This window comes from Streptococcus anginosus subsp. whileyi MAS624 (assembly GCF_000478925.1).
In the GTDB taxonomy this organism is placed as follows: domain Bacteria; phylum Bacillota; class Bacilli; order Lactobacillales; family Streptococcaceae; genus Streptococcus; species Streptococcus whileyi.
Genome location: NZ_AP013072.1, coordinates 121,541 through 138,134 on the forward strand (window position 1 = coordinate 121,541; position 16,594 = coordinate 138,134).

General features: G+C 32.0%; 15 protein-coding genes and 3 tRNA genes. 12 read left to right on the forward strand and 6 right to left on the reverse strand.

Annotated features, from left to right (window positions below):
* Positions 1 to 6 precede the first annotated feature (6 nt).
* Together ANG_RS00660 and ANG_RS00665 are read right to left on the reverse strand one after the other, a co-directional pair.
* Positions 7 to 774, reverse strand: a complete 768-nt coding sequence (locus ANG_RS00660; RefSeq protein ID WP_025271549.1) for a ParB/RepB/Spo0J family partition protein — start codon at positions 772 to 774, stop codon at positions 7 to 9.
* 54 nt (positions 775 to 828) lie between these two features.
* Complete coding sequence (locus tag ANG_RS00665) at positions 829 to 2,019, reverse strand: S1C family serine protease (protein WP_003032033.1); 1,191 nt, start codon at positions 2,017 to 2,019, stop codon at positions 829 to 831.
* Positions 2,020 to 2,212: 193 nt separating this feature from the next.
* On the opposite strand from ANG_RS00665, the gene rlmH reads away from it, so the two are divergent.
* The 7 genes from rlmH to ANG_RS00700 all read left to right on the forward strand — a co-directional run bounded on the left by rlmH (position 2,213) and on the right by ANG_RS00700 (position 5,468).
* Positions 2,213 to 2,692: a 23S rRNA (pseudouridine(1915)-N(3))-methyltransferase RlmH gene (gene rlmH, locus ANG_RS00670; RefSeq protein ID WP_004225060.1), complete on the forward strand. Its 480-nt coding sequence runs from the start codon at positions 2,213 to 2,215 to the stop codon at positions 2,690 to 2,692.
* A 42-nt stretch (positions 2,693 to 2,734) separates the two neighbouring features.
* A tRNA-Arg gene (locus ANG_RS00675) sits at positions 2,735 to 2,808 on the forward strand.
* A gap of 165 nt (positions 2,809 to 2,973) precedes the next feature.
* Entirely contained in the window at positions 2,974 to 3,123 is a 150-nt protein-coding gene (locus ANG_RS10760; RefSeq protein WP_003038250.1) for a bacteriocin, read from the forward strand.
* Between the two features lie 14 nt (positions 3,124 to 3,137).
* Positions 3,138 to 4,460 (forward strand): GHKL domain-containing protein, encoded by a 1,323-nt coding sequence (locus tag ANG_RS00685; protein ID WP_003038254.1) that lies wholly within the window; start codon positions 3,138 to 3,140, stop codon positions 4,458 to 4,460.
* Positions 4,460 to 5,209, forward strand: a complete 750-nt coding sequence (gene comE, locus ANG_RS00690; RefSeq protein WP_003038257.1) for a competence system response regulator transcription factor ComE — start codon at positions 4,460 to 4,462, stop codon at positions 5,207 to 5,209. Before ANG_RS00685 ends, comE begins: the two co-directional genes overlap by 1 nt.
* Before the next feature lie 108 nt (positions 5,210 to 5,317).
* Positions 5,318 to 5,389, forward strand: a tRNA-Glu gene (locus ANG_RS00695).
* 5 nt (positions 5,390 to 5,394) lie between these two features.
* A tRNA-Asn gene (locus tag ANG_RS00700) sits at positions 5,395 to 5,468 on the forward strand.
* An 87-nt stretch (positions 5,469 to 5,555) separates the two neighbouring features.
* Here the strand turns inward: ANG_RS00700 and ANG_RS00705 are convergent.
* The gene (locus tag ANG_RS00705) at positions 5,556 to 8,132 is read right to left on the reverse strand and encodes a YfhO family protein (protein WP_004225037.1); all 2,577 of its coding nucleotides are present in this window, start codon (positions 8,130 to 8,132) and stop codon (positions 5,556 to 5,558) included.
* A gap of 73 nt (positions 8,133 to 8,205) precedes the next feature.
* The gene (locus ANG_RS00710) at positions 8,206 to 9,828 is read right to left on the reverse strand and encodes an ATP-binding cassette domain-containing protein (RefSeq protein WP_003038260.1); all 1,623 of its coding nucleotides are present in this window, start codon (positions 9,826 to 9,828) and stop codon (positions 8,206 to 8,208) included.
* A gap of 154 nt (positions 9,829 to 9,982) precedes the next feature.
* On the opposite strand from ANG_RS00710, the gene ANG_RS00715 reads away from it, so the two are divergent.
* The 5 genes from ANG_RS00715 to guaB all read left to right on the forward strand — a co-directional run bounded on the left by ANG_RS00715 (position 9,983) and on the right by guaB (position 14,967).
* Positions 9,983 to 10,522, forward strand: coding sequence for an NAD(P)H-dependent oxidoreductase (locus ANG_RS00715; RefSeq protein ID WP_004225066.1), 540 nt, complete (start codon positions 9,983 to 9,985; stop codon positions 10,520 to 10,522).
* Positions 10,523 to 10,543: 21 nt separating this feature from the next.
* Complete coding sequence (locus ANG_RS00720) at positions 10,544 to 11,233, forward strand: triose-phosphate isomerase (RefSeq protein WP_004225021.1); 690 nt, start codon at positions 10,544 to 10,546, stop codon at positions 11,231 to 11,233.
* Between the two features lie 20 nt (positions 11,234 to 11,253).
* Positions 11,254 to 12,249 carry a UDP-glucose 4-epimerase GalE gene (gene galE / locus ANG_RS00725; protein ID WP_004225065.1) on the forward strand — a complete coding sequence of 332 codons (996 nt, stop codon included), beginning with the start codon at positions 11,254 to 11,256 and terminating at the stop codon, positions 12,247 to 12,249.
* Positions 12,250 to 12,330: 81 nt separating this feature from the next.
* Entirely contained in the window at positions 12,331 to 13,356 is a 1,026-nt protein-coding gene (gene trpS / locus ANG_RS00730; protein WP_025271550.1) for a tryptophan--tRNA ligase, read from the forward strand.
* 129 nt (positions 13,357 to 13,485) lie between these two features.
* Positions 13,486 to 14,967, forward strand: a complete 1,482-nt coding sequence (gene guaB, locus ANG_RS00735; RefSeq protein WP_003038256.1) for an IMP dehydrogenase — start codon at positions 13,486 to 13,488, stop codon at positions 14,965 to 14,967.
* An 88-nt stretch (positions 14,968 to 15,055) separates the two neighbouring features.
* On the opposite strand, the gene recF is transcribed toward guaB, so the two are convergent.
* Together recF and yaaA are read right to left on the reverse strand one after the other, a co-directional pair.
* Positions 15,056 to 16,153 carry a DNA replication/repair protein RecF gene (gene recF, locus ANG_RS00740; RefSeq protein WP_004225039.1) on the reverse strand — a complete coding sequence of 366 codons (1,098 nt, stop codon included), beginning with the start codon at positions 16,151 to 16,153 and terminating at the stop codon, positions 15,056 to 15,058.
* Between the two features lies 1 nt (position 16,154).
* Entirely contained in the window at positions 16,155 to 16,535 is a 381-nt protein-coding gene (yaaA, locus tag ANG_RS00745; RefSeq protein WP_003038263.1) for a S4 domain-containing protein YaaA, read from the reverse strand.
* Positions 16,536 to 16,594: the final 59 nt, after the last annotated feature.

Here is a 16,594-nt window from a genome sequence, read left to right on the forward strand (position 1 = left end):
ACAGCCTTATTTAAAGCTGTCAATAATTCTTTGATATTCTTCTAGGTTTGAAAAATGAATACAAATTTTCCCTGATTGAGATTGTTTAGAAAATTGAAGAGAAATCTCTGTACCAAATATCTTTTTTAATCTTTTTTCTTCCTCTTTGAGGAAGAGATGATGTTTATTTTTTATTACAGTTTTTGTCTGTTGGGAATGCAATTGTTTTTCTAGCTGTCGAACTGAAAGGCTTTGAGATAAGATTTTATCAAACCACTGATTTTGCTCTTTTTCTGAGAGATTAATGAGCAGACGAGCGTGTCCCTGAGAAATATTTCTTTCTTTTATCGCTTCGATAATATTGAGAGGTAAATTTAATAACCGGACGGAATTTGTAATATAAGGACGTGATTTTCCCATAGTTAGAGCGATTTCTTTATGTGTCAACCCTTTGTCAATCAAATATTGATAAGATTGTGCTTCTTCTATAGGATTTAAATCTTCTCGTTGTAAATTTTCAATGATGGCTTGCTTCATCATTTCATCATCTGTTACTTCTTTTATAATAGCTGGTATATTTGTTAAGCCTGCTAATTTAGCAGCTCTAAAACGCCTTTCACCAGCTAGCAATTCATAACCAATTATCGGAGATTTTCGTACAATGATGGGCTGAATAATCCCATGTTCTTTTATAGAACTAGCAAGTTCAGCAATTTTTTCTTCTGAAAATTCTTTTCTTGGTTGATAAGGATTTGTTTGGATGTCATTAAGTGTGATATATTGATATTTTTCCATGTTTATATAGAATAACACACCTTTACAATTCTGTAAAGATGTGTTAATAAAGTGTCAATTATTTGAATCTAAATCTTTTGTAGATTTTGTAAGCTTAATGGTAGTAGTAGTTTCTTTTCCATCACGATAGAAAGTGATTTTTATGTTGTCACCAATTGAATGTTTGTATAAAGCGGATTGTAAATCACTTGTTGAAGAAATTTCTTTATCATCTACTTTTGTAATCACATCATATTTTTGAAGTTTTCCTTCAGCTGGCATTCCAGATTGAGCTGAACGTACGACAACTCCACTAGTTATTTTTGATGGAAGTTTTAAGCGTGATAGATCTGAACTAGACAGATTAGTGATGTCAATCATTTGGATTCCTAGAGCTGGTCGTGTAACAGTTCCATTTGCTTCTAACTGGTTAATAATGTTTATAACATCATTAGATGGAATAGCAAATCCTAATCCTTCAACCGAAGTTCCGCCGTTGCTAGCTATTTTACTTGAAGTAATACCAATTACTTGTCCTTGGATATTCACAAGTGGTCCACCAGAGTTCCCTGGGTTAATAGCTGTGTCTGTTTGAATAGCTTGTGTTGAAATCGTTTGTCCGTCTTCAGATTTTAAAGAAACATTACGATTTAAACTAGAAATAATTCCTTGCGTCACAGTGTTAGCGTAATTTGATCCGAGCGGACTTCCAATCGCAATAGCTGTCTCACCAACCGTCAATTTACTAGAATCTCCAAATTCAGCAACTGATTTTACTTTATCAGCACTAATTCGAACAACGGAGATATCAGAATAAGTATCTGACCCTACAATTTCTCCAGGAACTTTATTACCATCTGCTAAACGAATGTCAACTTTTTTAGCACCACTGATAACGTGAGTATTGGTTACTAAGTAAGCGTATTTTCCATCTTTTTTATAAATAACCCCAGATCCTTCGCTAGCTACTTGTTGAGAATTATCATTGTTATTATTTGAATCATCATTTCCAAACACGCTGTTTTGTGAATTATTATTAGCATAGGTAATAACGGATACCACAGCATCTTTCACTTTACTCACAGCTTGTGTTGTGGAATTTGTATTTTTATAAGCAGTAGTAACTTGATTAACTTTAGTCGTTGTAGAGCTATTTGTTGATAATTTAGATGAAGTTAAGTTTCCAAGTAAACCACCGATAAAACCTATAGCTAAGACCATGAAAAGCAATAACAATTTTTTTGTGAAATTTGAAGAGTTTTTCATATCTTCCTCCTAGTTATTTCAATTACTGAAAGTATAAAGAATTTAACTTAATTATAGCTTAAATGTTTTATCTTTTCCACAAATTGTGGATAACTTTTAAAATCTGTGATTTTCTAAGTCATTTATAAGGTAATTTAATTTTTTATACTGTGAATAAGGTGTGAAATAATTGTGGATATGGTAGAATAGAAATATGAAAATAAAACTTGTAACTGTTGGAAAATTAAAAGAAAAATATCTAAAAGATGGAATTGCAGAGTATGTAAAACGTTTAGGGCGCTTTACTAAATTTGAGATGATTGAACTTCCAGATGAAAAAACACCTGATAAGGCAAGTCACTTAGAAAATCAACAAATTCTTGACAAAGAAGGAAATCATATCTTATCGAAAATTAATGATAAAGAATTTGTGATTGTTTTAGCTATTGAAGGGCAACAATTTCCGTCAGAAGAATTCAGTAAGAGATTAAGCGATGTGACTGTTCGTGGATTTTCGGATATTACTTTTGTGATTGGTGGGAGTATTGGTCTGTCTACTGCTGTCAAAAAAAGAGCTAATTTGCTGATGAGTTTTGGAAAATTGACACTTCCTCATCAGTTAATGCGATTAGTTTTAGTAGAACAAATTTATCGATCGTTTATGATTCAACAAGGAAGTCCCTATCATAAGTAATCTTGACGTCATAGGCTTTTTTTGTTAAAATGATAGAGCATTGGTCTCATAGCTCAGCTGGATAGAGCATTCGCCTTCTAAGCGAACGGTCGCAGGTTCGAATCCTGCTGGGATCATATAAGAAAAGGGCACGGGAAAGCGTGCCTTTTTCTATAACTGGATAAAGAAGTCTTTTGAGATGTAAAAATGTATCGTTTAGAGTTTTTTTCAATTTATTTATGAAGATTTTGTATAATTACCTTGTAAGATTTCTTACAAAAAATAAACATTAAGGAGAAATTATGAAAAAGTTGTTTGCTAAAAAAGAGGTAGTAAAAAAGGAAGTTGTAGAATTTAAAGAACTGAATGATGAGCAGTTAGATAAAATCGTTGGTGGGGATAGGAGGGATCCTAGAGGAATGATTGGAATTGGGAAAAAATTATTTGGTTAGGAGATTTTATCATTATGAATCTGGATAAAATATTTATAATCATTTCTTTTATTATCGGAATTTTATCTTTTTCAATTGTTCATAAAAAAATTAGTAAAGTGAAAATTATAGATTTTCGCTTTACTTTATTGTGCTTGTGTTTATTTTTATTTTCATCTTTTATAAATTCGATTAATTCCTTATTAGCCTATTTATGTTTATTATTAGAGCCTATTATAATTTACTTCTATTTTTATCGCTTTAAGAAATATGAGAAGTGTATATCAGTTTTTGCAACCTTTTTAATTTATTCATCTGTAACTACCTCTGAAACCTTCTTTTCAGTTATTATTTCTTCTGTTACAGGTGATAAGTTTGTTGATAGATACTGGGGATTGTTCTATATTTTTATCAATATTATTTCTTTAATTTTTATTTTAAAAGCAATTGATTATTTTAAGTTTAATTTTAAATATTTTAAAAAGGCGGATTTCAAAGAGAATATTTTGCAGTTAAACTTTTATCTCTTATTTATTCATTTTGTATTAAATTTATCGCATTGGCTTAGTAACATGAAAAATTTAAATAGTTTTTCTAGTATGATTGCTACAATTTGCTTTTTAATGTTTATGTCAACTTTATTCTACTTACAATCTATTCGTGAAAAGTATGAAAAAGAAGAACAAATTAAACAAAAAGAACGAGAACAACTACAATTACAAAAATATACAGATGAAATAGTGAGTCTGTATAATGAAATTCGAGGTTTTCGTCATGATTATGGAGGAATGTTGGCAAGCTTCCAATCAGCCATTCATACAGCTGATATAAAAGAAGTAGAGCGAATTTATCAGGAAGTGCTAGTAAATGCTAATTTACAACTTCGTTCAGATAAATATACGTATTTTGATTTAAATAATGTTGGAGATTCAGCACTTAGAAGTGTTATGACACAAACCTTATTTAAGACGCGTGACTATAATATAGAATTAACATTTGAAGTAAAAGATTTTGTCAAACCCTTGCCGATTAAATTGTTAGATTTGGTTAGAATGACAAGTGTCCTTTTAAATAATGCAATAGAGGGAGCGGCAGAAAGTTATCAAAAAACGATGAATGTTTCTTTAGTAGATCTGGATACAGAAACAATCTTAGTTATTCAAAATTCACGTAAGAAACGACCGCTAGATTTAGAAGAGATTTACCAAACTGATTTTTCAACAAAGGGTGAAGGACGCGGTTTAGGCTTAAGCAATATCAAAGAAATTATTAACAACTATGAAGGAATTATCCTCGATACTAAAATTGAGGATGAATATTTTACACAAGTAATAAGAGTAAGGAAAGAAGGTTTATAATGAAAGTATTAGTATTAGAAGATGAAATTACACATCAAGTAAGAATGGAAACAACTTTGGCAGAGATTGCAAAAGAAATGGGAATTACGATAAAAGTTAAAGTAACTGGAAAAGTAAGGGAATTTAAAGAATATATTGAAAACGATGAAGTAAATCAATTATATTTTTTAGATATTGATATTAAAGGAGAGGAAACAAAAGGTTTAGAAATAGCAAAATTTATACGTCATCACAATCCGTATGCCATTATTGTTTTTGTTACAACGAAATCAGAATTTGCCACTATGACCTTCAAATATAAGGTATCTGCACTGGATTTTGTTGATAAAAATTTGAGTGATGTTGCTTTTAAAAAACATATAAAAGACAGCATTGAGTATACAAAAGCGACATTGATTGAAAATAAAGATATGGTGGATTATTTTGAATATAGCTTTCGTGGCGGAGAGGTTAGAATGCCTTTTAATGACATTTTATATATTGAAACGACAGGCTCTTCTCATAAATTAAGAATTGTCGGTAAAAACTTTTTTAAAGAATTCTATGGCACTATTGCAGATATTCAAGAAAAAGATAAAGAAACAAGACGTTTCTTTTCACCTCATAAATCCTACCTAGTCAATATTGGAAACATCAAAGGTTATGACAAAAAAATGCGAGAAATAATTTTTTATGAAGATCATCGTTGTCCGATTACTCGAATGAAACTTGGAAAATTAAAAGCTATTTTAGAGGAATTAAAAGGATAAATAGAATAGATAATGAAATAGCAAATATAGTTAAATTTTTAAATAAAAACTATTGACAAAGTTCTCCAAACTGGTATAATAGTATATGTTCTGTGAAAGAGCATATATGGTCCGTTGGTCAAGGGGTTAAGACACCGCCTTTTCACGGCGGTAACACGGGTTCGAATCCCGTACGGACTATATTATCCGGCATAGCTCAGTTGGTAGTAGCGCATGACTGTTAATCATGATGTCGTAGGTTCGAGTCCTACTGCCGGAGCTACGAAGCATTCATAAAGGATGCTTTTTTATATTAGTAATATATAATAAAACCCAAACTGTCTTTTTGTTCAGTTTGGGTTTTTAATTATAACAATTTTTTCTTTCGTATCTTATTATAAATAATAAAGAATGAGATTCCAGATAAAAATGCTATACTACCTTCTTTTAGACCATTCGGGATAAATGTCAGTTTTATTTTTCCTGCGCCTTTTTTGACATTAACCTTCATAAAGCCATTTTGTGCCCTTGAGATTTTGATTGATTTTCCATTTTGTGTTGCAGCCCAACCTTTATCATAAGGAATGGTAAAGAATAAAGAACTATCTCGTTGAGCTTGATAATGTGCTGTTATTGTATTATGTTTTGTTGTCACAGATACTTTTTGTCGTTGAATCTTGTTTATCGCTTGTTGAAAATGACTGGTGTCAAGCTTATAAAATTCAGGACTATCAAATGAAACTTTTGAATTATCTGGGAAAGATATTTTAACGGTTATGATTTGTTTTTGCTTAAAATAACCAAGATTAAAAAATGGAAAAACATTGTTGGTACCATAATGCATTTTTTGATTGTTATTTACAGTTATGTCAACTGATTTTTGGTTATCATTTGAGAAAGTTAAGTTTGGCAAAGTTAAATAAACTTGACTATTTGCTGGAACTTCTAAAGTGTAAGTGATGCTGGCAAAAGAGTCATAACTTTCTTTATCTACTTCTGCAGCTATTCTATTTCCAACTTGCTTAACATTATGATTACTTGTAGGAGGTAATCTGTGATAGTATTTTAAATTTAATCCAGAAAGCTGATTGAGAAAACGAGTTTGATTATCTAATGTTAAGTGATTAAACTTTACATCTCTGTAAATTGAATTTGTTAAAAATGCTAGTGAATTAGCATTTTTATTTTCATAAAGTGTTAAATTATCTTTCGTTTTAATGGAAGTAAAACCATATTTTTGAGGATTGTTTGTTGAAATATTATATTTTACACCCAATAAGCTATCCATAAGGATACTATTGTTTTGGTAACGTAAATTTAAATTAGTTCCAGATGACTTAAAACCTAATTTATCAAGAATAGAACTAGCTGCAGTATTGCGGACAGAAGAAAATTGTGAGATACCATTATAATTGTATTTCATACTGTCATTTCCAGTTTGAATAGCTAATTTTTCAGTTCTAAAAAAATTGGAATTTTTCTTTTTACTGTAGTTGACGAGTAAATCAATAGCTGTTAAATCTTGTTCATAAGCATTTCTACTTGCAAAGACCCATTCTTTTGCAATTCCTTCCATTTGATAAAAACTATTTAAACTTAGTTCGAAGCAAACAAATAATAAAGTAGAAATAGTAAATATTTTAACAGAAATATATTTTTTTGTATAAGCCCAAGAAATTAAAAGATAAGTAATCAAAAACTCTAATGTTAAGATGAAATTAACAGAACCTAAAAATTTGTAATGATTCTTAAAAATAAAAGCAGCAATAAAACCAAGTCCTAAGATAGAAAAACTGGCTAGAATGTTTGTGAATTTAATCTCTTTTAGACGCTCCAAGCTTTCTGCAGCTAAGAAGATAATGACAATGGAAAATGTCCAAGAATAACGATGTAGAAACATATTTGGCGCATGCATACCTTGCCAAAATAAATCTAACGGTTGTAAAGAAAAGCTAGCTACTAAAATTGTAATTAAAAGAAAATAAGCAAGTTTCACGTGAAACTTAATAGATCGTAATGTAAAAAATAGAACTGCTAACAATAATGGAATGAGACCAACATAAATCATAGGAATAGAGCCATATTTAGTTGTGTCAAAAGCTCCAATGAAGTTTTTGGCAAAAATATCTAAATACCAACTTTTTTCAGTCAGTAAGGTTGTCACTTTTGTTAATTTTTCACCATGAGTTTTTAAGTCTAGAAAAGTTGGTAAAATCATGATAAGACTCGTTATCCCAGCTAAAATTGATACAATTGTAAAGTCCAGGAAAGATTTAATCCTAGTTTTAAAATCCCATGAAATTTGAACAATATACCATAGAATAAGAAAGAGAACCATCATGTATCCAAAATAATAATTTTGAATGAAAAGAATTGACAGAGATGTAAAGTAAAGAACATAACCTTTTTGGAGTATCAAATAATGTAAACCGAGTAAAATAAGCGGAATAATGATGAAAACATCTAACCAAGTTTTTATTTCAAGTTGACTAACTGCAAAACTCATTAAAGCATAGGATGTTGACAGTATCAAAATAAGATGAGGAGAAATTTTTTTAAAGATAGCTTTAATACTTATGAAACATGTTAATCCCATTAAACCAAACTTTATCAGAGTAAATAAATATACTGCATCCGGCATATTTTTTAAATTGAAAAAGTAAACTAAAGGTGATAAGAAACTTCCAAGATAATAGCTAGATAAAGCATAAAAATTTAATCCAAGTCCACTTGTAAACGTGTAAAAAATACTGTCTGTACCATGCAAAATATTTCTTAAGGTAACATCGAAAATGACATACTGATGAAAACCATCTCCCAAAAGTGGAGAAGTATCACTTTTCCAATAAATTCCATTTATAAAATAAGTTAAAAACAGGATAAAAAATGGGATAAAAAAGGCAAACAGATAATAATGCTTAAGAAGTTTTTTGATTTTTTTCATAGGTTATGATAAATAATAAAATGCTAAAAATTAAGGAACTGAATCTTTTATCAGCTCCTACTGTCGAAAAGGTTTAATCTTTCCAAAGGTTCTTGACTTTTTCTTGTACTTCTTGATTTTCTAAAAATTCATCATAGGTTTCATCAATTCGGTCAATGACACCATTTTTAGAAAGAACAATAATGTGATTAGCAAGTGTCTGGATAAATTCATGATCATGACTAGCAAAAATAATAGATTCTTTAAAGTTTTTCAGACCGTCATTTAGGCTAGAAATAGATTCTAAGTCTAAGTGGTTGGTTGGATCATCTAATATCAAAACGTTTGATTTGAGAAGCATGAGTTTTGACAGCATGACACGAACCTTTTCCCCACCTGACAAAACATTGACAGGTTTGTTAACTTCATCACCAGAGAAAAGCATACGCCCTAAAAACCCTCGAAGGAAAGTATTGTCATCTTCTTCTTTACTTGCAAATTGACGGAGCCAGTCAAGAATAGATTCCCCACTAGCAAAGTCTTTGCTGGTGTCTTTTGGTAGATAAGATTGACTAGTTGTAACGCCCCACTTTACAGTTCCTTCATAGTCAATATCTCCTATAATAGCTCGAATCAAAGCAGTTGTTTGAAGGTCGTTTTGTCCAATCAAGGCTGTCTTATCTCCAGGACGCAGAATGAAGCTGATATTATTAAGAATAATATCGCCGTCAATCTTGACAGAAAGATTTTCGACTGTCAAGAGGTCGTTTCCGATTTCACGTTCTGCTTTGAAGTTAATAAATGGATATTTACGGCTTGATGGGACAATTTCTTCCAATTCAATTTTGTCAAGCATTTTTTTACGAGAAGTTGCTTGCTTAGATTTTGAAGCATTAGCAGAGAAGCGAGCAACGAATTCTTGCAGTTGCTTGATTTTTTCCTCAGCTTTAGCATTGCGGTCTGCTAAGAGTTTAGCAGCTAATTCACTAGATTCTTTCCAGAAGTCATAATTACCAACATAAAGTTTGATTTTACCGAAGTCTAAATCAGCCATATGGGTACATACTTTATTAAGGAAGTGACGATCGTGAGATACAACAATAACGGTGTTTTCAAAATCAATCAAAAAATCTTCTAGCCAAGAGATGGATTGGATATCAAGACCGTTTGTTGGTTCATCTAGTAACAGAACGTCTGGTTTACCAAATAGAGCTTTAGCAAGAAGAACTTTTACTTTATCTCCATTTGATAATTCGTTCATATTTTGGTAGTAGAGGGTTTCAGGAATATGAAGATTTTGTAGCAATTGAGAAGCTTCGGTTTCGGCTTCCCAGCCACCTAATTCAGCAAATTCACCTTCTAATTCAGCTGCTCGGACACCATCTTCATCAGAAAAATCAGGTTTCATATAAATGGTATCTTTTTCTTTCATAATATTATAAAGATGCTCATTCCCCATGATAACTACGTCAATAACTCGATTTTCTTCATAGTCAAAATGATTTTGTCGAAGGACTGAGAGACGTTCATCTGGTCCGAGTGAGATATTTCCAGTAGTTGGTTCGATATCGCCAGCTAAGATTTTTAAAAAAGTTGATTTTCCTGCACCATTAGCGCCGATTAAACCATAAGTATTTCCTTTTGTAAATTTGATATTCACATCATCAAATAATTTTCGATCACTAAATCGTAGTGAGACATCCGATACTGTAAGCAATATTTTTCTCCTAACTCTGTAATTAGTTTCATTTTACTAGAAAATTTGACTTTTTTCAAATGATTCAGGGATAAAATATTACATTTTAGAATATAGAGAAGTAAGAAAAAATAAATAGATTTATAATAAATTTATAAATTTTTAGGAGGAAAAAATGAAAATTTTATTAATAAATGGTTATCAAAAGCATGATTTCTGTAAAGGAGAATTAAATTTTAGTTTGTATAATGTTATGTTGGAAAATTTACGACACAAACATGATATTCAGTTATCGTCAGTTGAGGACTACAACGTAATAAACGAAAGAAATAAATTTTTGTGGGCAGATTTGATTATTTTTCAATTTCCTATTTATTGGTTTAATGTACCTGGGAAGTTGAAATTATATATGGATGAAGTCTTTGAATATGGTCAATTTTATTCATTTGCAGATACTTATGGACAAGGTGGTTTAATGAAAAATAAAGAATATATCTTATCCACAACTTGGAATGCCCCAGAAGAAGTTTTTAATAATCCGGCTGCATTTTTTGATGGAAAAAATGTAGATGATGTTTTAATTTCATTCCATAAGACCATGGAATTTTGTGGTTTAAAGAAAAGAAAAACACTATCTTTTCATAATGTTGTGAAAAATCCTCAATTTAAATTTTATAAACAGACAATAGAAGATTATTTTTTAAAAGAGTTGTAAATAGTGTAAAGGGGGCGTAAAGTGTTAGTTGTTTTTAATTTTAAAAATCAGATGTCAATCAAGCAACAATTAGAATTGTTAGAGAAGTTCAATCAACCAATGAGCAAACAACATCAATTGATTATTGCTCCTATCATACCGGATTATAATGTATATCATTTTGACATTGCAGTTCAAAATTTGTCAATTAAAGGAAGAAATGTAGGTGATTTATCGCCTCAACATTTAAAACATTACAATATAAATTATGCTTTTGTAGGTCATTTAGAAAGGCAAAAGTATTTAAATGAAACAACAAGAATGATTCGCTCAAAGATTGACAATGCTTTACAGAAAAATATTATTCCTATTATTTGTGTAGGAAATCATGAAAATCCTATTTTTGAATGCGCAACATATTTAGATGATCTAGATCTCCAGGATAAACATATTATTGTAGCTTACGAAATATTGAGTGCAACATTAAAAGGAAAAAAAGATTATTCCTTTATAGATGTTGAAGAAAGTTTTCAAGATTTAAAAGATTATTTGGATAATTTAAGTGTAAAGTTTGGTTTTACATATCAGTTGATTTTTGGTGGTGGTGTAAACTGTGAAGATATTGAACAGATTTTAACTATTGGATTTGATGGGATTCTTATTGGAGATAGAATTGAAAGTTTGGTTGAAACCTACCAATACTTACTAAAAGATACTCTTGTATTGATGTAGAAAGACAAGGAGAAGAAAAAATGAAATCAATTTTAGTAACAGGTGGAGCTGGATATATTGGCTCTCATACTGTAAAGGTACTTTTAGATGCTGATTATGATGTGCATGTTTTGGATAATCTAGCATCAGGTGTCAGGGATGCGGTGGATGTAAGAGCACACTTTAAAGAACTGGATGTTTATGATGAGTCTGCATTAAAAGCTTATTTACAATCTCATAAAATTGATGCTGTATTGCACTGTGCAGGGGAAATCGTTGTTAGTGAAAGTATTGAAAATCCTAGTAAATATTTTGCAGCAAATGTAGCTGGTATGAATCGTGTGTTAAAAGTATTATCAGAAGTAGGAATTGATAAAATTATATTTTCTTCTACAGCTTCAGTTTATGGCAATAATTGTATGGATAAACCTGCAAATGAAGATACGCTATTAAATCCAGTAAATCCTTATGCAGAGACAAAACTGATGGGAGAACGCATGATTTATTGGATGGCCAACCGCTATAGTTGGAAATATGTCATTTTTCGTTATTTTAATGTTGCTGGTGCTGCTATGGATACTTCAAATGGTTTGAGGGTTAAAAATCCGACACATATTATCCCTAATATTAATAAAACGGCTCTTGGACAAAATGATGCTTTAAAAATTTATGGCGATGATTATGAAACGCGAGATGGCTCATGCATTCGTGATTATATTCATGTTTTAGATTTAGCGCAGGCACATGTAAAGGGATTTGACTATTTGTTTACAGATTCGTCAACTTCACAGATTTTCAATTTAGGAACAGAACAAGGTTATACTGTCAAGGAAATTTACAATACTGCAGAGCAAATTTTACAGCAAAAAATTCCTCATGAAATTGTGGCACGTCGTTCTGGTGATCCAGCAAGTGTGTTAGCAAATGCCTCTAAAGCAAAAGAATTTTTAAATTGGCAAGCAACTTATTCTTTGAAAGATATTATATTATCTGATTATAAATGGCGTGTGAAAGCTGGTAATTCAATTGTCAAATAATTTTAAGAAGTGTAGAAATAGTTTCTACACATTTTTCTTGAAAATGGTATAATATTATCAAGAAAATTCAAGGAGAATGTGATGTCAAAACCTATTATTTTAACAGGAGATCGTCCAACAGGAAAATTACATATTGGTCATTATGTAGGAAGTTTGCGAAATCGTGTTTTATTACAAGATGAAGGAAAATATGAATTATTTGTATTTTTAGCTGATCAGCAAGCCTTGACAGATCATGCTAAGGATCCTAAGACAATTGTAGAGTCAATTGGAAATGTAGCATTAGACTATTTAGCTGCTGGATTAGATCCTGAAAAGACAACCATTTTTATTCAAAGTCAAATTCCTGAGTTGTCAGAGCTGTCAATGTATTATATGAATTTGGTGTCATTAGCGCGTTTGGAACGTAACCCAACTGTCAAGTCAGAAATTGCTCAAAAAGGATTCGGTGAAAGTATTCCAACTGGTTTTTTAGTTTATCCAATTGCACAAGCAGCAGATATTACTGCTTTTAAAGCGAATTATGTTGCAGTAGGAAATGATCAGAAACCAATGATTGAACAAACTCGTGAAATTGTACGTTCTTTTAACCATACTTATAATTGTGATGTCTTGGTAGAGCCTGAGGGCATTTATCCTCAAAATGAAGCAGCAGGACGTTTGCCGGGGCTTGACGGGAATGCAAAAATGTCTAAATCTTTAAATAATGGCATCTATTTATCTGATGATATGGATACTTTACAAAAGAAAGTGATGAGCATGTATACTGATCCTGATCATATCAAGATTGAAGATCCTGGTAAAATTGAAGGCAATATGGTTTTTCATTATTTAGATGTGTTTGGTCGTCCAGAAGATGCGCGAGAAATTACAGCCATGAAGGAACACTATCAACGAGGTGGACTGGGAGATGTGAAAACAAAACGCTATTTATTAGAAATTTTAGAGCGCGAATTAGGTCCTATTCGTGAACGTCATGTTGAATTTTCAAAAGATATGGGAGCAGTCTACACTATGCTACAAAAAGGTAGCGAAAAAGCACGTCAAGTAGCTAGTCAGACTCTTTCTGATGTAAAATCTGCTATGGGAATTAATTATTTCAAATAAATTAAGAAAGACTGTCACTAAAAGTGATGGTTTTTTAGATAATAGTGATTGACAAATACAGATAGAATGGTATCATATTAACAATAAATACGAGCTGTGCTCAATCAATAAAGAAAAGAGGAATTGTGGATGTCTAACTGGGACACTAAATTTTTGAAAAAAGGTTTTACTTTTGATGATGTATTACTCATTCCTGCAGAGAGTCATGTTTTGCCAAATGATGCGAATTTACAAACAAAATTGGCTGAAAATTTGACACTCAATATTCCAATTATCACCGCAGCAATGGATACTGTTACAGAAAGTAAAATGGCCATTGCTATTGCTCGTGCTGGAGGTCTTGGTGTTATTCACAAAAATATGTCTATTGAGCAACAAGCAGATGAAGTTCGGAAAGTTAAACGATCAGAAAATGGGGTTATCATTGATCCATTCTTTTTGACTCCGACTCATACGGTATCAGATGCAGAAGAGTTGATGGAACGTTATCGTATCAGTGGTGTTCCCGTTGTTGAAACGCTTGAAAACCGCAAATTAGTTGGGATTATTACGAATCGTGATATGCGATTTATTACGGATTACAATCAACCTATTTCAGCGCATATGACGAGTAAAAATCTAGTAACTGCTCCTGTTGGGACAGACCTTGAAACGGCAGAGCGGATACTTCATGAGCATCGTATTGAAAAATTGCCATTGGTTGATGACTACGGTCGTTTATCTGGTCTGATTACAATTAAAGATATTGAAAAAGTAATTGAATTTCCAAATGCAGCTAAAGATGAATATGGTCGTCTTTTGGTTGCTGGTGCAGTAGGAGTTACTTCTGATACATTTGAGCGTGCAGAAGCTTTATTTGAAGCAGGTGCAGATGCTATTGTCATTGATACAGCACATGGACATTCAGCGGGAGTACTTCGGAAGATTGCTGAGATTCGTGAACATTTTCCAGAACGAACGTTGATTGCAGGAAATATTGCTACTGCAGAAGGTGCACGTGCGTTATACGATGCTGGAGTTGATGTTGTGAAAGTCGGAATCGGTCCAGGTTCAATTTGTACCACTCGTGTCATTGCTGGAGTTGGTGTACCTCAAGTGACGGCGATTTATGATGCTGCACAAGTTGCGCGTGAATATGGGAAAACAATTATTGCAGACGGAGGTATTCAGTATTCAGGAGATATTGTGAAGGCACTGGCTGCGGGAGGAAATGCGGTCATGCTCGGTTCAATGTTTGCTGGTACAGATGAAGCGCCAGGTGAAACGGAAATTTTCCAAGGTCGTAAGTTTAAAACATATCGTGGGATGGGTTCGATTGCAGCTATGAAGAAAGGGTCAAGCGATCGTTATTTCCAAGGTTCTGTTAATGAAGCAAATAAATTGGTACCGGAAGGAATTGAAGGTCGTGTAGCTTATAAAGGTGCAGCAGCAGATATCGTTTTCCAAATGATTGGAGGAGTTCGTTCTGGTATGGGATATTGTGGAGCAGCCAATCTCCAAGAGCTACATGACAAAGCTCAATTTATTGAAATGAGTGGAGCTGGTTTGAAAGAAAGCCACCCTCATGATGTTCAAATTACGAATGAAGCTCCAAACTATTCTGTACAATAAGATTTATTATAAAAGCTCTGCAGTAGATAATGCAGAGCTTTTATAATTAACATACTTTGCAAACGTGTAAAGCGTGTTAATATCTAGTTTACACCTTGTCTTCAGTTAAATGTCCTTCATGAATTGAGAAAATTTTAATATTAGAAGGCATGTTTTGTAGATGTTCTAGAGTTGTTGTTGTCATAAATGTTTGGATATTTTGAGAAATAGTTTCAAGTAAATTAAGTTGACGACTATTGTCAAGTTCACTCATAACATCGTCAAGTAGAAGAATTGGTTTTTCTTTAGTAACAGTTTCCATGAGCTCAATTTCTGCCAGTTTGAGAGATAAAACCACGCTTCGATGTTGTCCTTGACTACCAAAATTGGCATTCATGTCATTGATATAAAAAGCAATATCATCTCGATGGGGACCAACTCCAGTATTTTTTTTAAATAAATCTCTACTACGGCTTTGCTTTAATGCAATTTGGAAAGATTCTTTTAACTTATTGGAATCTGAAAGTGGAACAGAAGAGCAGTACTTAATGGTTAAGTTTTCTAAATGACTTGAGAGTTCCAAATGCTTTTGTTGGCCAAAGTGCTCTAATTTTTTGAGAAATTCTATCCTATGCTGCATAACACGACAACCAAACTCTACTAGTTGATCATCTAAAACTGCTAAAAAAGTCTCATCCATTGTTTTTGCTGTTTTTAAATAAGTATTTCTTTGTTTTAAGACATGGTGGTAATTTGATAAATCAGATAAATAGATTGGTTTAATTTGCCCCAATTCTATATCAATAAATTTTCGTCTAAGGGCTGGAGCTCCTTTAATCAACTGTAAATCTTCTGGAGCAAATAAAACAACATTCATATTTCCAACATAATCAGATAGTTTGCTTTGTTTTAGATGATTAACTTTTGTAATTCTTCCTTTAGGTGTCAAGTCAATTTCCAAAGAAATATTTCCAGTTTGCTTGACAAGTTGTCCAGATATTTTCAGGGTATCTTTGGAGAAATAAATTAAATCTTTGTCTGAACGAGTTCGATGACTTCGTGTCAATGCAAGAAAATAGATAGCTTCCAAGATATTTGTTTTTCCTTGAGCGTTTTGGCCTAGAAAAATATTGAGACCAGAATGAAAATCTATTTCAGTTGCTTCATAATTACGAAAATGTTGAATTTGTAAGTTTTTTAACCACATATTAAATACCTGGGAAGCGGATAGGAGCTTTTTTATTAGATTTATTGGCTTTTTGATTTACTGTTGTTGATTTACTTTTTTTGATATTTTTGTTCATTTCTTTTACAAGGGTGGCAACTCGTCTTTTTTCTAAAAGTTCTTTTTCATGCTCCCCCCTGTCCTTTTCATTTGGTGCAGTCAGCAGTATTTCTAATTTTTGATTTGGAAGAGTAATGGTATCGCCAATGCGAATTTTCTTTCCGCGGCGAGTTTCGAGCTCTCCATTAAAATAAACTTGATTTTCTTGAAGAAAGCTTTTAATAGCACCACCACTTTGAATGATTCCGACTTCTTTTAATAATGCTTGTAGAGTGATGTAGTCATCAAATAATTTATATTCCATAATTCACCTCGATCTTTGTCATTATATCATAATTAGATGAAAAGATGATATTAGAATTA

Coding starts and splice junctions, on each gene's coding strand:
- ANG_RS00660 (WP_025271549.1), bottom strand. CDS start 774: ATGGAAAAATATCAATATATCACACTTAATGACATCCAAACAAATCCT.
- ANG_RS00665 (WP_003032033.1), bottom strand. CDS start 2,019: ATGAAAAACTCTTCAAATTTCACAAAAAAATTGTTATTGCTTTTCATG.
- rlmH (WP_004225060.1), top strand. CDS start 2,213: ATGAAAATAAAACTTGTAACTGTTGGAAAATTAAAAGAAAAATATCTA.
- ANG_RS10760 (WP_003038250.1), top strand. CDS start 2,974: ATGAAAAAGTTGTTTGCTAAAAAAGAGGTAGTAAAAAAGGAAGTTGTA.
- ANG_RS00685 (WP_003038254.1), top strand. CDS start 3,138: ATGAATCTGGATAAAATATTTATAATCATTTCTTTTATTATCGGAATT.
- comE (WP_003038257.1), top strand. CDS start 4,460: ATGAAAGTATTAGTATTAGAAGATGAAATTACACATCAAGTAAGAATG.
- ANG_RS00705 (WP_004225037.1), bottom strand. CDS start 8,132: ATGAAAAAAATCAAAAAACTTCTTAAGCATTATTATCTGTTTGCCTTT.
- ANG_RS00715 (WP_004225066.1), top strand. CDS start 9,983: ATGAAAATTTTATTAATAAATGGTTATCAAAAGCATGATTTCTGTAAA.
- galE (WP_004225065.1), top strand. CDS start 11,254: ATGAAATCAATTTTAGTAACAGGTGGAGCTGGATATATTGGCTCTCAT.
- trpS (WP_025271550.1), top strand. CDS start 12,331: ATGTCAAAACCTATTATTTTAACAGGAGATCGTCCAACAGGAAAATTA.
- guaB (WP_003038256.1), top strand. CDS start 13,486: ATGTCTAACTGGGACACTAAATTTTTGAAAAAAGGTTTTACTTTTGAT.
- recF (WP_004225039.1), bottom strand. CDS start 16,153: ATGTGGTTAAAAAACTTACAAATTCAACATTTTCGTAATTATGAAGCA.
- yaaA (WP_003038263.1), bottom strand. CDS start 16,535: ATGGAATATAAATTATTTGATGACTACATCACTCTACAAGCATTATTA.